Origin of the sequence: Micromonospora kangleipakensis (genome assembly GCF_004217615.1) — a bacterium.
GTDB lineage: Bacteria > Actinomycetota > Actinomycetes > Mycobacteriales > Micromonosporaceae > Micromonospora > Micromonospora kangleipakensis.
This window is the reverse complement of sequence record NZ_SHLD01000001.1, coordinates 884,238-898,141: the sequence shown is the minus strand read 5'-3', so window position 1 is coordinate 898,141 and position 13,904 is coordinate 884,238. Positions and strand designations below refer to the sequence as shown.

The following is a 13,904-nucleotide window of genomic DNA, read 5'->3' as shown; positions in this document are numbered from 1 at the left end:
CCGCTCCCGCTGCCCCGACCCGACCGGTCGATGACCTCGCTCCGCTCGGTCATGCAGTGCAGCCTACGCGCAAGGTTACCCAGCAGTAACGTGAGTCATCTCGCATCCGGCCACGCCGCCCTGCGGACACCTTAGGTGGACCGGGCGGCGCGCGCCGGGCAGGGGCGTCGTGGCGTGACGTACATCCGCCGCGGACGCGGCCGCGGGGCCGGCCGGCGGCGGCGGCCGACCCGACGCACCACACGCCGACGGCCCGGCCCCCGGACGGGGAACCGGGCCGGACGTCGCGCCGGTCAGCGCCAGCGGGAAAGCAGAATCAGCGAGGCGACCATCGCGCCGAAGCCCACCGCGAGGTTCCAGTAACCCCACGACATGACCGGGTACGCCTGCTCGGAGAGGTAGTACACGACCAGCCAGCCGATCCCGGCGACGATCAGCGCGACGGCGGTGATCGGCAGCCAGACCGGGCTAGGCTTGCGCGTCGCCGCCGTCGCCGTCGGACGCACGTCCGTCGGCGGGGTGTACACCTTCTTCTTGCGGACCTGAGACTTGGGCACGACGCTCTCCAGAGGGGTGACGACCTCGTCCGGCCTGACAACCGGGCGCGGGGGCGACGGTCCATGGCCAATAATGTTCGACAGCTAGCGTAGTCCCGACGGACCGTCCCGGCCACGAATGGGGTCAGGCCGGTGCACGGAGTGACCGAAAAGGGTGGGACTTTTCGGGTCGAGCAGCACGGTCCGCGCCTCGCGGACCGGCCCGAGACGACGGGGAAGGAAACGCCCGGTGGAGTACACGTCCGGCGCCGCCTCCTGGCAGAAGGTCCTCCGGCGGGCCGTTGCCGGCCTCCTGCCGCGGCGGCCACGGCAGCGACGACCGGGCTGGTCGATCGGGGTGCCGCTGATCGCCGCCGCGGCGGGACTGCTCTTCACCACCACCGCGACCACCGCCGGCGGCACCTCCCTGCGGGAGGACCGGCGACCCCAGCTCACCCAGCTGATCGAGGACCGGCGCGAGCAGGTCGAGGCGAGCGAGCAGCGCGCCGCGCGGCTGCGCGCCGAGGTCGAGAGCCAGACCGCCGCCCTCGCCGACACCGACGGCCCGATCAAGGACCAGCGGGACCGGGCCGCCGCCAGCCGGCAGGCCGCCGGGTTCACCGCGCTCACCGGCACCGGGGTCACCGTCGAGCTGAACGACGCGCCCCGGCGCAACGACCAGGCGCTGCCCAAAGGTGCCAGCAACGACGACCTGGTCGTCCACCAGGGCGACGTCCAGGCGGTCGTGAACGCGCTCTGGGCGGGCGGCGCCGAGGCCATGTCAATCATGAATGTCCGCGTGCTCAGCACCAGCGCGGTACGCTGCGTCGGTAACACCCTGCTGCTGCACGGCCGGGTGTACTCCCCTCCTTTCAAGATCGTTGCGATCGGCGATCCCGCTGCCCTCCAGCAGGCGCTCGCCGAGTCCGAGGGAGTCCGGTGGTTCAGGGAAGCGGTCAGCCACTACCAGCTCGGCTACTCCGAGAGGGTGTCCATGGTGACCGTGCCGGCGTTCGAGGACTCGACGGCCCTCCAGTCCGCGACGGTGCCCGGTGACTGAAGACGGCCGCCCCGCGGGGCAGGACGGGCGCCACCGCGACCAGAGCGAGGACCCGACCGCGTTCCTCCCCAAGATCGACCGTCCGGCCCCGCCCCGACCCGCGCTCGACCTGCCCTGGCCGGAGCCGACCGGGCCCCGCTCCCCGGCGCCCCGTCCACCAGCGCCCGCGCCGGCGCCGGCGCACCGGCCGGACACCCCGGGCCCGACCGGCGCCCCCGCCGCCCCGGTCGACCCGTACCGGTCCCCGCCACCGGCCTGGCCCGGAAACGCCCAGGCACGACCGTCGGCGCCGGCCGCCCCCGCCCATGAGCCACGCCGGTCGGCGCCCCCTGCCTGGCAGGTCGCTGCCGAACGGGCCGGGCACCGTCCCGCCGACGAGCCCGCGCCCCGGATTCCCCCCGCCGCGCCGGCCGACCAGGTCGCACGCCACCCGGCCGACCAGCTTCCGGCCCGCCAGGCCGACCCGGCCCCACGCTACCCGGCCGACCAGCTTCCGGCCCGCCAGGCCGACCCGGCGGAGCAGGCTGAGCGCGGCCCGGCCGAGCAGGTGCCACGCCGTCCGGGCGAGCCGGTGATGCGCAGCGCCGCGACCCCGTTCGGCGAGCAGCCGGACCGCCGGCCGGCCGGCCCCGGCCCCGCCGAGGCGCCGCCGGCCCGCGCCGCCGCTGCCCGGACCGCCGACGGGCCCACCGCCCGTCCCCCCGCGGCCCAGCCCACCACCCCGGGCGTACGTCCAGCGGCCGTCGGCGACGCCCCGACCGCGATCATTCCCAAGGTGAGCAGCCGGGCGGAGAACCGATCCGCGGCGGCCCCGGACGGCGGCTCGCCCGCCACCGGCAACGCCGGACGGACCCCCGGCGCACCTCGTGCCGGAACGCCCGCCGACGCCCGGGCCGGCGACGCAACCGCGGCCGGAACCCCGGCGGGCGGCGTCCTCCGGGCCGGAGCGCCGGGCGAGGGCGTCACCCGGGCCGGAGCGCCGGCCGACGGCGTGGCCCGGGGTGCAACGCCGGGCGTCGGAGTCGGGCGGGGTGGCACGCCCACCGACGGCGTCACCCGTGCCGGCACGCCGGCCGACGGCGGCCCGGTGCGGCCGGGAGCCGGTGCGGGTCCCGTGGACCCGGCGGCCACGGCCGTGATCCCGGCCGTCACCGGTCGACCGGCCAGCCGCCCGGGCCTGGACTCGACCGCGCTGATGGGCGCCGTACCGCCCGTCCGGGACACCGGCGACGGACCCGACGGTGAGACCGACACCCCGGCCGAGCCGCCGCGCCCGCGCCGGGGCGAACGGGTCGTGCAGCTCCGTCCCGAGCAGACCGGCGAGGGCTACAAGAGCGTCTACTCCGAGCTCACCCGCCCCTCCCTGGCGTCCCGGCTGCGGACCGGCGTCCGGCTCACCGGCGAGGTGCTGATCACCTTCGGCCTGGTGGTGCTACTCTTCGCCGGCTACGAGATCTGGGGCAAGTCGGTCATCGTCGACGCCCATCAGAACGACCTGACCAGCGAGCTGGCGCAGGAGTGGGCACCCGACCCGACCGTCGGGCCGACCGCGCCCAGCGCGAAGCCCGGGCCGCCGGTGGAGGGCAAGCCGATCGCCGGCCTCTACATCCCCAAGTTCGACAAGCACTGGGTGGTGGTCGAGGGGGTCAGCCAGGACGACATCCGGTACGCCCCGGGCCACTACCCGAAGAGCGCGCTCCCCGGCGAGGTGGGCAACTTCGCCGTGGCGGGGCACCGCATCCGGGCCACCTTCTGGCGGCTGGACGAGCTCAGGACCGGCGACGACATCGTGGTCGAGGGCAAGACCGAGTGGTTCATCTACAAGGTCTACCGGAGCCACATCGTCAAGCCGAACCAGGTCGAGGTGGTGGCGCCGGTGCCGATGAAGCCGAACGCCGAGCCGACCGAGAAGCTGCTCACCCTGACCACCTGCAACCCCAAGTTCGACAACTACCAGCGCCTGATCATCCATGCCCGGCTGGACCACGCCCAGGCCAAGTCGGCAGGTCGCCCGGCGGAGCTGGGAGGCTGACGATGTACGCGTGGATCTGGCGCAAGCTCCCGTTCGGGCTGGCCGGCAAGCTGGTCGGCTCGGTGCTGCTCACCGCCGCGACGGTGGCGCTGCTCTGGTTCGTGGTCTTCCCGTGGGCGGAGCCGCTGCTCCCCTTCGACGACGTCCAGGTCACCCAGGACTCCGGCGACACCGGGGGCCAGGAGGGCGACCTCACCGTGCCCAGCAACGCGCCCACCGACGAGGAACTGCCGTACAGCACCGAAACGAACAACGCCCCGCCCTCGACCCCGAGCAGGTGAATCGATGCGCGTCCTGGTGATCGACAACTACGACTCGTTCGTCTTCAACCTGGTGCAGTACCTGGGCCAGCTCGGCGTCGACTGCGAGGTCCGGCGCAACGACGAGATCGACGTCGCCGAGGTCGGTCAGGTGGGCGCGGACGGCGTGCTGCTCTCCCCGGGGCCGGGCAGTCCCGACCGCGCCGGCATCTGCCTGGACGTCATCCGGGAGTACGCCGGCAAGCTGCCCCTCTTCGGCGTCTGCCTCGGTCACCAGGCCATCGGCGAGGCGTTCGGCGCGACCGTCACCCGGGCGCCCGAGCTGCTGCACGGCAAGACCTCCGAGGTACGCCACCAGGGGGTCGGGGTGCTCGCCGGGCTGCCGGACCCGTTCACCGCGACCCGGTACCACTCGCTGGCCGTGCTGCCGGAGACGCTGCCGGACGAGCTGGAGGTCACCGGCCGGACGGAGTCCGGCGTGGTGATGGCGATGCGGCACCGGACGCTGCCGATCGAGGGGGTCCAGTTCCACCCCGAGTCGGTGCTGACCGAGGGCGGGCACCTCATGCTGGCGAACTGGCTGGCCGTCTGCGGCTACCCGGAGGCGCTCGAACGTGCCCCGGAGCTGGCCGCCGAGGTGGACGCTCGCCGCCGGGCCGCCTTCGCCGCCGCCTGACGCGGCTTTCCGGTCCGGAACATTCAGCGAACACCAGCAGGGCCCCGGCGTACGACGTCAGGGCCCTTCGGTGTCACTCGGCGGAAAGCCGCGCGGGTGGCGAGGTGGGGACGGGCAGGCCGCCACCCCCGCCGGGGGCGGTGGGCGTCCCGGTGGGGGTCGGGGTCGGGGTCGGGGTGGGGCTCTCGGTCACCTCGGGCAGCGGAATGTCCACGTAGATGGTGACCGTCTTACCCTTCGCCAGCTTCTGGCCGGCGTTCGGGCTCTGGTCGCTCACCTTGCCGGCCTGGTCCGCCGGCACCTCGACGCCGTCCCGGACCCGCACCTCGTAGCCGGAATCCTTCAGCCGCTGGATGGCCAGATCCTTGGTGTAGCCGCGGACGTTGGGCACCTCGTTGACGTTGCCCCGGGACACCGTCACCTTGACGGTGCTGCTGGGGGCCACCAGGCTACCTTCCTTCGGGTCGACCGTGACGACCGTCCCCTCCGGCAGACCGTTGTCGACCCGGCTGTCGTCGACCTTGAGGCCCAGACCCTCAAGCTGCGCCTTGACGTTCGTGAACTGGGAGCCTTGCAGGCCAGGAGGGATAGTGACGTCCTTCTTGCCGCCGCAGACCTGGATGGTCACGTCCCGGGTCTTCTCCAGCTGGGTGTTGGCCGGCGGGCGCTGCTCGACAACCTTGCCCTTCTCGCAGGTGTTGTTGAGCACCGCTTCGCCGAGCTGCGGTCTCAGGCCCGCCTGCTGGATCTGCGTAATGGCGGTGGCCTGGTCCATGCCCTTGAGGTTCGGGACGGCGACCTTGTCGGTGCCGTTCTGGTTGAGCCAGAGGGCGGTGGCCAGGGCGATCACCGCGAGCACGCCGAGGGCGGCGAAGGTGGCGATCACCCAGGAGGAGCTCTTGCGCTTCCCCGCGTCGCCGACCCGGGCCGGGACCTGCCGGGTCTGCGGTCCCATCACCTGGGTCTGGTAGCCCGCCGCGGCCGGGGCCATCGGGGCGGTCTCGTCCTCGCGCAGCACCGGGGTGGCCATCACCGGCCGGCCGGCGGCCGCCCGCAGCAGGTCGGCCCGCATCTCGCCGGCGCTCTGGTAGCGGTTGAGCGGGTTCTTCGACAGCGCTTTCAGCACGATCGCGTCGACGGCCGGGTTGACGTCCGGGTTGATGTCGCTCGGGGTGGGCGGCGCCTCCCGGACGTGCTGGTACGCGACGCTGACCGGGCTGTCCCCGACGAACGGCGGGTGCCCGCAGAGCAGTTCGAAGAGAACGCAGCCGGCGGCGTACACGTCGGAGCGGGCGTCGACCGCCTCGCCGCGCGCCTGCTCGGGCGAAAGGTACTGCGCGGTGCCGATGACCGCGCTGGTCTGGGTCATCGTGGTGACGCCGCTGGCCAGCGCGCGGGCGATGCCGAAGTCCATCACCTTGACCTGGCCGGTCTGGGTGAGCATCACGTTGCCGGGCTTGATGTCCCGGTGGATGATGCCGTGCCGGTGGCTGAACTCCAGCGCCGCGCACATGTCGGCGCAGATCTCCAGCGCCCGGCGCGGCTGGAGCCGCCCCTCGACGCCGAGGACCTCCTTGAGGGTCCGTCCGTTGACGAACTCCATCACGATGAACGGCAGCGTCTCGCCGGTCGGCGCGGTCTCCTCGCCGGTGTCGTACACGGCGACGATGGCCGGGTGGTTGAGCGAGGCGGCGTTCTGCGCCTCCCGGCGGAACCGCATCTGGAAGGTGGCGTCCCGGGCGAGGTCGGCCCGGAGCATCTTGATCGCGACATCCCGACCGAGCCGGAGATCGCGACCGCGGTGCACCTCCGCCATGCCGCCGTAGCCGAGCAGCTCGCCGACCTGGTACCTGCCACCGAGCAGGCGGGCCTGCGCTGTCATCGCGTCTCTCGTCCTTCGCTCGTCGTCGTCTCGCCGCCACCGGGCTGGAGCCGTACCCCACGACGGTACGACGTCCCGACCGGATCGTCGGCTCCGTGGGCCCGCACCGCGCCGGAGGTCACGCTCATCGGAACGAGCGCGCCGGTGTCACCGGACGCCGCGCTGTTCCAGTTGTAGGAAATCACGCCGGAGCAGAGCAGGACCAGCACGGCCACCAGGATGGCGGCCCACCACAGGCCGGCCCGGGATCGGCGGGGCGCCGGCAGCGGCGCAGCCGGGGCGACCGGCGGCCGGGCGTACCCCGGGGGATTGTGCTGGCGGGGCGGCGGAACCGGCGCCGCCCCACGCGGGGCGACCGGCGCCGCCACCGGCGGCCGGGACGCGACCGGCGGACGCGGCGCGACCGCGGACGGACGCGGCTGCTGCCGGGACGCGGTGGGGACCTGGGCGCGGGCCGACGGCCCGGCCGGCGACGCCGGTACGCCGGAGATCGGGCCCGGGTGAGCACCGGTCCGCGCCTGCTGCGACAGCGCCAGCTTGGCCTGGCGGGCTACCCCGGCCAGCGCGGCGGCGCTCGGCCAGCGGGCCGCCGGATCCTTCGCCAGGGCCCGCTCCACGATCGCCTTGACCTGCGGCGGGATGTCGTTGGGCAGCGGTCGGGGCGCTTCGCGGACGTGCTTCATGGCGATCTCGAGCGGATTGTCCCCCTCGAAGGGACGCCGACCGGCGAGGCACTGGTACGCGACCACGCCGAGCGCGTACACGTCGGAGGCGGGGGTGGCGACCGCGCCGGTGGCCTGCTCGGGCGAGATGTAGGAGGCCGTGCCGAGCACCGAGCCGGCCGCGGTGAGCTGGCCGACCAGGTCGGAGCGGGCGATGCCGAAGTCGGTGAGCACCAGCGTGCCGTTCGGCCGGACCAGCAGGTTGCCGGGCTTCACATCGCGGTGCACGATGCCCTTCTCGTGCGCGGCGTGCAGCGCGTCGGCGGCCTGGGCCAGCAGGGCCATCGTCCGGGCCGGGGTGAGCCGGCCGACCCGGCTCAGCGTGGCGGAGAGGGCGTCGCCCTCGACGTACTCCATCACCAGGAAGGCGATGTGCTGGTCGCTGCCGAAGTCGTAGACGTCGACCACGCCGGGGTGGTTGATGGTGGCCATGGTGCGCGCCTCGCCGCGGAACCGCTCGGCGAAGCCCGGATCGTCGAGCAGCGCCGGGAGCAGGCTCTTCACCGCGACCGTACGGCCCAGCACCTGGTCGGTGCCGCGCCAGACGTCGCCCATGCCACCGCTGGCGATCCGCTCGTCGAGGCGGTAGCGGTTGCCGAGCTGGACGCCGGGGCTGAGCATGTCAGCGGCCCCCGGAGTCGGCGATGGCCGCCTGCATGATCCTGCCGGCGATCCGGGCCGCCTCGGCGCTGCCGCCGCTGCCGGCCTGCTCCAGCTCCACGCAGACCGCGGAGACCGGGGTGCCGTTCTTGTCGAGGGCGAAGCCGATGAACCAACCGTGGTCGGGGGTGTTCGGCCCGGACTGGGCGGTGCCGGTCTTGCCGCCGACCGTGTAGCCGGAGAACGCCGCCTTCCGGCCGGTGCCGCTCTCGACCACGCTGACCATCATGTCCCTCAGGTCGCTGGCGACCTGGCCGCTCACCGGCCGCCGCAGCTCCCGCGGCTTGGCGGTGTAGTAGCTGGTGGTGCGGTCCGGGGCGAGCAGCTGCTTGACCAGGTACGGCCGCATCTGGCTGCCGCCGTTGGCGACCGCCCCGGCGATCAGCGCGCCCTGGAGGGGGGTCATCCGCACGTCCCGCTGCCCGATGGAGGACTGGGCCAGGGCGGCCGGATCGGTGGCCCCGCCCGGGGCCTCCATGTCCCCGGTCCGGCTGGCCGCCACGCCGAGGCCGCCCTCGCCGAGCTGCCCGACGGTGAGGTCCTCCTGCTCGAAGCCGAACTGGCGGGCCTTCTCCTTCAGCTTGTCGGCGCCGAGCTTGACGCCGAGCTGGGCGAAGCCGGTGTTGCAGGACTCGGTGACCGCCTCCTTCAGCGTCACGGTGGTGCCGGGCGGCCCGGGGCAGATCGAGGGCGCGGCGTTGCGGATCGGCTGGCCCGAGGTCGGCGGGGTGTAGCTCGTCCCGGCCGGGATCTCGGTGCTCTGGCCGATCCCGCTCTCCAGCGCCGCCGCCGCCACCACGATCTTGAAGGTGGAGCCGGGCGGCAGCGTCTCCGACAGCGCCCGGTTGGCCAGCGGCCGGTCCGGGTCCTTCTCCAGCTCGTTGTGCGCCGCCGTCGCCTCGTTGGTGTCGTGGCTGGCCAGCGGGTTCGGGTCGAAGCTGGGCATGGAGACCAGGGCCTGCACGGCACCGGTCCGCGGGTCGATCGCGATGGCCGCGCCCCGCTTCGCCCCGACCTGGTTGTCCTGGAGCTGCTTGAACGCCGTGTCCTGGGCCCGCTTGGAGAGGGTGAGCAGCACGTTGCCGCCACCGGTCTCGTCCCCGGTGAACATGTCCTTCACCCGGTTGGCGATCAGCTGGTCGCTGGTGCCGGCGAGGAAGTCGTTCTCGGTGCGCTCGATGCCGGTCTCCGCGAGGTTGACCGGCTTGTAGCCGAGCACGTGCGCGTACGTCTCCTCGCCCGGGTAGGTGCGCCGGAACTTCAGCTTGCCGCCGGTCTCCTTGCTGAGCGCGACCGCGGTGCCGCCGACCTCGATGTTGCCGCGCTTGCGCTCGTACTCGGCCACCTGGACCCGGCCGTTGTAGTCGCTGTTGCGGTACTCGTCGGCCTTGTAGGCCTGGATCCAGTTGAGGTTCGCGAAGAGCAGGCCGAAGAGGATCATGACGACCACGCCGACGCGGCGCAGGGGTGCGTTCACGGCCGGATCACCTCCGTCTGAGCCCCGTGCAGCTGCTCCGGCGCACCGCCGGACGGCCGGGCCGCCGGGCCACCCCCGGTCATCGGCCGGCGGGCCCCGTCGGAGACCCGGAGCAGCACCGCGATGAGCAGCCAGTTCGCCATCAGCGACGAGCCGCCGGCGGAGAGGAACGGGGTGGTCTGGCCGGTCAGCGGGATGAGCTTGCTGATCCCGCCGACGATCACGAAGACCTGGAGGCCCAGGGTGAAGGCGAGACCGCCGGCGAGCAGCTTGCCGAACGAGTCCCGTACGGCCAGCGCCGCCCGCAGGCCCCGCTCGACGACCAGCAGGTAGACCACGAGCAGCGCGGAGAGGCCGAAGAGCCCGATCTCCTCGCCGATGCCGGCGAAGATGAAGTCGGTCTGCACCTCGGGCAGCAGGGTCGGCTGGCCGCCGCCCGGGCCGGCACCGAAGAGGCCACCGGTGCCGAGGGTGAGCAGACCCTGGACGATCTGGTAGCCCCGGTCGTACGGCTCGGCGAACGGGTCCAGCCAGATCTGCGCCCGGTCGTAGAAGTTGAGGAACGGACCGCCGACCGTGCTGCCCAGGAGGTACGCCAGGTAGGCGCCGCCGAAGAAGAGGATCAGACCGATGAGCAGCCAGCTGACCCGTTCGGTGGCGATGTAGAGCGTCACCACGAACATGCCGAAGTAGAGCAGCGAGGTGCCCAGGTCCTTCTCGAAGACCAGGACCAGCAGGCTGATGATCCAGACCACGAGGACCGGACCGAGGTCGCGCCCGCGCGGGAAGTCGATGCCGAGCACCCGCCGGCTGGCCAGCGACAGCACCTCACGCTTGCGGACCAGGTAGTAGGCGAAGAAGGCGAGCAGGGCGAGCTTGGCGAACTCACCCGGCTGGATCGAGAAGCCGCCGATCCGGATCCACAGCTTGGCGTTGTTGATCTCGGAGAACCGGGCCGGCAGCACCGCCGGGATCATCACCAGCACGATGCCGGCCAGCCCCAGGGTGTACGCGTACCGGGAGAGCGAGCGGTGGTCCCGCATGATGGCGAGCAGCCCGGCGGCGAGGATCACCGCGCCCAGCGTCCAGGCGAGCTGCCGGCCGCCCGTACCGGCGAAGATCGCCAGCGTCTCCCGGTCCGCCGGGACCGCCTTGGCCAGGTCGTACCGGCGCAGGAAGCCCACGCCGATGCCGTTGAGCAGGGCGACCGCCGGCAGCAGCGCCGGGTCGGCGAACGGCGCCAGCCACCGGATCACCAGGTGCAGGCCGAGGAAGACCAGCCCCAGCGCGGCCGCCGGCATCCAGAAGTCCGGGGTGACCGTGTCCAGCACGTTCGCCTCGACCGTCGCCGCGTACGCCGCCACCAGGACCATGGCGAGCAGGAGCAGCGACAGCTCGGCGTTGCGGCGGGACCGGGCCAGGCGTACGCCGGCAGCCTCGCCCGTCGAGGCGGGCGAGGCTGCCGGTACGGCCGCTGCGGTCACGGATGGGTCCTCGGTGTCGAGCCGACGCTCACTCCGGCGACCGGCAGCCCGCCGGGTCGACCGGCGGAACGGTGTCGGAGGGGACGGCGTCGGGTGTGGTGGTCGGCGCGGGGGTGGCGGTGACCGGCGGCCGACCGCTGGCGCTGACGGCCGGGGCCACCGCGGAGGCGGTGACGGCCGGCGTCGGGCTGACCGCGGCGGCCGTCGGGCTCGGCGGGCAGATCGGCTTCAGGTTCGGGTTCGCCGGGTCGTCGCTGGTCAGCTCGGCCAGCCGGCGCTGCGCGTCCGGCTCGCTCTTGGCCTGGATGCCCTGCTTGACCTGCTCCTGCGCGGCCAGCGTGAGGTCGTCCAGCTTGGCTCCGCTGGTGGAGTGCACGCTGGACAGGTCAAGGCCGGCGATCTGGCCCGGCACGCCGCGGAAGACGGCGAGCTGACCCTGCTCGGTGGTGCCGACGTAGTACTGCCGCTGGGTGTAGCTCCACCCGGCGAAGAGGCCGCCGCCGAGGATGACCAGCAGCGCCAGCAGCATCGCCGCGCTGCGCAGCGGGTGGTGCCCGCGCCGCTCCGACTCGTCGTCCCGGTTGTCCGCCGGCTCCTCCGGGGCCGGCGGGCGCGGGGCCGACAGGGCCGAGGCACGGGCCGCCGGGGTGGAGACGTCGGCCGAGGTGGCCATGCCACGGTCCCGGGCGGCGGCGCCGCCGACGATCGGGGAGGCCTCGACGATGTCCTGGTCGGTGGCGTCGGCGATGATCACCGTGACGTTGTCCGGGCCGCCGCCTCGCAGCGCGAGCTGCACCAGGCGCTCGACGCACTGCTGCGGGTCGGTGTACTCCCGCATGGTGTCGGCGATGGTGTCCGCGCTGACCACACCGGAGAGCCCGTCGCTGCAGATCAGGTAGCGGTCGCCCGGCAGGACCTGGCGGACGCTGTACTCCGGGTCGATGTCGCGGCCGTCCAGCGCACGGGTGAGCAGCGAGCGCTGGGGGTGGCTGCTCGCCTCCTCCGCGCTGATCCGACCCTCGTCGACGAGCATCTGGACGTACGTGTCGTCCTTGGTGATCTGCGCGAACTCGCCGTTGCGCAGGAGGTAGGCCCGCGAGTCACCGATGTGGACCATGCCGAGCTTGCTGCCCGAGAAGAGGGTGGCGGTGAGCGTGGTGCCCATCCCCTCCAGCTGCGGGTTGGCGTCCACGGTGTCGCGGAGTTGTTGGTTGGCGGTGCCGACGGCCGAACGCAACGCGTCGACGAGGGCGTCCCCTGGGACGTCCTCGTCGAGGGGCGCCATGGCACCGATGACGATGTTGCTGGCGACGTCACCGGCGGCCATACCGCCCATGCCGTCGGCGACGGCGAGAAGCCGCGGCCCGGCGTAGACGGAATCCTGGTTACCGTCTCGGATCAGACCGCGGTCGCTGTGGGCCGCATAGCGCAGGGTCAGAGTCATGGCCGTAATTCGAGAGAAGTGCGGCCGATCCGGATCGGCACGCCGAGGGGGACGGGGGTTGGTCCGGTGACCTTAGCGCGATCCAGATAGGTGCCGTTAGTCGAGCCGAGATCCTCGACGAACCACTGCCCGTCGCGCGGCACGAGCCGGGCGTGCCGCGCTGACGCGTAGTCATCGGTGATCACCAGAGTGGAGTCCTCGGCGCGCCCGATGGTGATCTGGGCTTCGCCGAGGGTGATCCGGGTGCCGGCCAGCTGGCCGGCGGTGACCACGAGCTGGTGGGCGGCCCTGCCCCGCTTCACCTTCGCCGGCTTCGCCGCCTGACCGGTCGGGGCGCCGACCGCGCGCGGCGCGGCCACCAACCGACCCGATCGGGCCCCGGCGAAGAGGTCCCGGCGGATGACGCCGACCACCGTGAACACGAAGATCCACAGCAGGATGAGGAACCCGAACCGGGCGACGGTGATGACGAGTTCCGGCAAGGCGGGTCAGCCGTCCACGCGGAAGGTCAGGGTGGTCGTGCCGAGCTGGATCATGTCGCCGGGGTTGAGGGCGACGGCGGAGACGCGCTGGCCGTTGACCATCGTGCCGTTGGTGGAGCCGAGGTCGGTCAGCACGACCTGGCCGCCGTCGAAGTCCAGCCGGGCGTGTCGCCGGGAGATCCCGACGTCGGGCAGGCGCAGGTTGGCCTGGTCGCCGCGGCCGATCACCGTCGAGCCCATCTGGAGCGGGTAGGTGCGACCGTCGCCGGAGACCAGCCGCACGTTGCGGCCGCCGCCCTGGCCGGGCGGGGGGCCGTAGCCGCCGCCCTGCTCGTACGCCGGGTACGCCGGCGGGCCGGCGTCGTAGCCGCCGGGCGCGGAGACCGGGGCGACGTCGCCGCCGGTGTAGACCTCGGCGGTGACCCGGAACATGCCGGTGTCCAGCCCCTCGCCGCGCTCGATCTCGACGATCACGTCGCCGTAGACCGTCCAGGCCTGCTCGCCGATGAACTCCGCCTGCGACTGGGCCAGCTCCTGGGCCAGCGCGGCGGCGTACGGCGCCAGCCTGCTGTGGTCGTAGGGCGAGAGATCGATCACGTAGCGGTTGGGCACCAGCGTGCGCCCACCGGCCAGGATCGCCTTGTGCGCCTCAGCCTCCCGCTGCATGGCGTTGAGGATCTCCACGGGGTGGACAACCCCCTTGAAGACCTTGGCGAAGGCCCCCTCGACCAGGCCTTCCAGACGCTTCTCGAAGCGTTGCAGCACGCTCACCGGCTCCTCCTCGGGTCCCGAGGCAATGATGGTATCTGGACACCGCCCTCGCAGCTCACATGCCGCTCGGCCGGCCGCCGACGGTCCGTTCGAACGGACCCCTCGGGTCGTGCTACAGTTTCGTCCGCCACGAGCGGTGACCGCTCGTGGCGATGACCGGTGACAGCGTAATATGTTCGGGCACCTGCCGCAGGCGGCGGGACCGCGATGAGATACGGTGTTGCAGGTGAAGCCACGGGGAAGTGGCGGAATGGCAGACGCGCACGGTTCAGGTCCGTGTGTCCGAAAGGACGTGGGGGTTCAACTCCCCCCTTCCCCACCATCACGAGGGCTCCGCAGGCTGCGGGGCCCTCGCGCCGTATCGGGGCGTGGCGGACGTCACGCTATGCTCCGATGGTTTCCCTGCCTCCTACTGACC

The 13,904-nt window shown here is 72.9% G+C and carries 12 protein-coding genes and 1 tRNA gene; 5 read left to right on the top strand and 8 right to left on the bottom strand.

Annotated elements, in window-relative coordinates; genetic code table 11:
- Nucleotides 1-293: 293 nt before the first annotated feature.
- Nucleotides 294-557 carry a cell division protein CrgA gene (locus tag EV384_RS04345; protein WP_091126805.1) on the bottom strand — a complete coding sequence of 88 codons (264 nt, stop codon included), beginning with the start codon at nt 555-557 and terminating at the stop codon, nt 294-296.
- A gap of 229 nt (nt 558-786) precedes the next feature.
- Between EV384_RS04345 and EV384_RS04340 the strand changes: the two genes are divergently transcribed.
- From EV384_RS04340 to EV384_RS04325, 4 genes are read left to right on the top strand one after another with little or no spacing between them, the layout of a single operon-like run.
- Nucleotides 787-1,596: a DUF881 domain-containing protein gene (locus EV384_RS04340; protein WP_130330346.1), complete on the top strand. Its 810-nt coding sequence runs from the start codon at nt 787-789 to the stop codon at nt 1,594-1,596.
- On the top strand, nt 1,589-3,628 hold the full coding sequence (locus tag EV384_RS35770; protein ID WP_278045587.1) for a class E sortase: 2,040 nt from the start codon (nt 1,589-1,591) through the stop codon (nt 3,626-3,628). Before EV384_RS04340 ends, EV384_RS35770 begins: the two co-directional genes overlap by 8 nt.
- Nucleotides 3,629-3,630: 2 nt before the next feature.
- Entirely contained in the window at nt 3,631-3,909 is a 279-nt protein-coding gene (locus EV384_RS04330; RefSeq protein ID WP_130330344.1) for a hypothetical protein, read from the top strand.
- Between the two features lie 4 nt (nt 3,910-3,913).
- Nucleotides 3,914-4,564, top strand: a complete 651-nt coding sequence (locus tag EV384_RS04325) for an aminodeoxychorismate/anthranilate synthase component II (protein ID WP_130330342.1) — start codon at nt 3,914-3,916, stop codon at nt 4,562-4,564.
- A gap of 73 nt (nt 4,565-4,637) precedes the next feature.
- On the opposite strand, the gene pknB is transcribed toward EV384_RS04325, so the two are convergent.
- Genes pknB through EV384_RS04290 form a run of 7 tightly spaced genes read right to left on the bottom strand, consistent with a single transcriptional unit; the run spans nt 4,638 to nt 13,513 of the window.
- On the bottom strand, nt 4,638-6,446 hold the full coding sequence (gene pknB / locus EV384_RS04320) for a Stk1 family PASTA domain-containing Ser/Thr kinase (protein WP_130330340.1): 1,809 nt from the start codon (nt 6,444-6,446) through the stop codon (nt 4,638-4,640).
- Nucleotides 6,443-7,789 carry a serine/threonine-protein kinase gene (locus tag EV384_RS04315; RefSeq protein ID WP_130330338.1) on the bottom strand — a complete coding sequence of 449 codons (1,347 nt, stop codon included), beginning with the start codon at nt 7,787-7,789 and terminating at the stop codon, nt 6,443-6,445. Before EV384_RS04315 ends, pknB begins: the two co-directional genes overlap by 4 nt.
- A 1-nt stretch (nt 7,790) precedes the next feature.
- The gene (locus EV384_RS04310) at nt 7,791-9,305 is read right to left on the bottom strand and encodes a peptidoglycan D,D-transpeptidase FtsI family protein (protein WP_130330336.1); all 1,515 of its coding nucleotides are present in this window, start codon (nt 9,303-9,305) and stop codon (nt 7,791-7,793) included.
- On the bottom strand, nt 9,302-10,789 hold the full coding sequence (locus tag EV384_RS04305; RefSeq protein ID WP_130330334.1) for an FtsW/RodA/SpoVE family cell cycle protein: 1,488 nt from the start codon (nt 10,787-10,789) through the stop codon (nt 9,302-9,304). Before EV384_RS04305 ends, EV384_RS04310 begins: the two co-directional genes overlap by 4 nt.
- Before the next feature lie 28 nt (nt 10,790-10,817).
- Nucleotides 10,818-12,233 (bottom strand): PP2C family protein-serine/threonine phosphatase, encoded by a 1,416-nt coding sequence (locus EV384_RS04300; RefSeq protein ID WP_130330333.1) that lies wholly within the window; start codon nt 12,231-12,233, stop codon nt 10,818-10,820.
- Nucleotides 12,230-12,715, bottom strand: coding sequence for an FHA domain-containing protein FhaB/FipA (locus EV384_RS04295; protein WP_130330331.1), 486 nt, complete (start codon nt 12,713-12,715; stop codon nt 12,230-12,232). Before EV384_RS04295 ends, EV384_RS04300 begins: the two co-directional genes overlap by 4 nt.
- 6 nt (nt 12,716-12,721) lie before the next feature.
- Nucleotides 12,722-13,513, bottom strand: coding sequence for an FhaA domain-containing protein (locus EV384_RS04290; protein WP_130330329.1), 792 nt, complete (start codon nt 13,511-13,513; stop codon nt 12,722-12,724).
- A 209-nt stretch (nt 13,514-13,722) separates the two neighbouring features.
- Here EV384_RS04290 and EV384_RS04285 point away from each other — a divergent pair.
- A tRNA-Leu gene (locus EV384_RS04285) sits at nt 13,723-13,808 on the top strand.
- Nucleotides 13,809-13,904 lie beyond the last annotated feature (96 nt).

Bases quoted from the DNA above. Each gene is read 5' to 3' on its own strand.
- pknB (WP_130330340.1), bottom strand. From the start codon at position 6,446: ATGACAGCGCAGGCCCGCCTGCTCGGTGGCAGGTACCAGGTCGGCGAG.
- EV384_RS04325 (WP_130330342.1), top strand. From the start codon at position 3,914: ATGCGCGTCCTGGTGATCGACAACTACGACTCGTTCGTCTTCAACCTG.
- EV384_RS04330 (WP_130330344.1), top strand. From the start codon at position 3,631: ATGTACGCGTGGATCTGGCGCAAGCTCCCGTTCGGGCTGGCCGGCAAG.
- EV384_RS04300 (WP_130330333.1), bottom strand. From the start codon at position 12,233: ATGACTCTGACCCTGCGCTATGCGGCCCACAGCGACCGCGGTCTGATC.
- EV384_RS04315 (WP_130330338.1), bottom strand. From the start codon at position 7,789: ATGCTCAGCCCCGGCGTCCAGCTCGGCAACCGCTACCGCCTCGACGAG.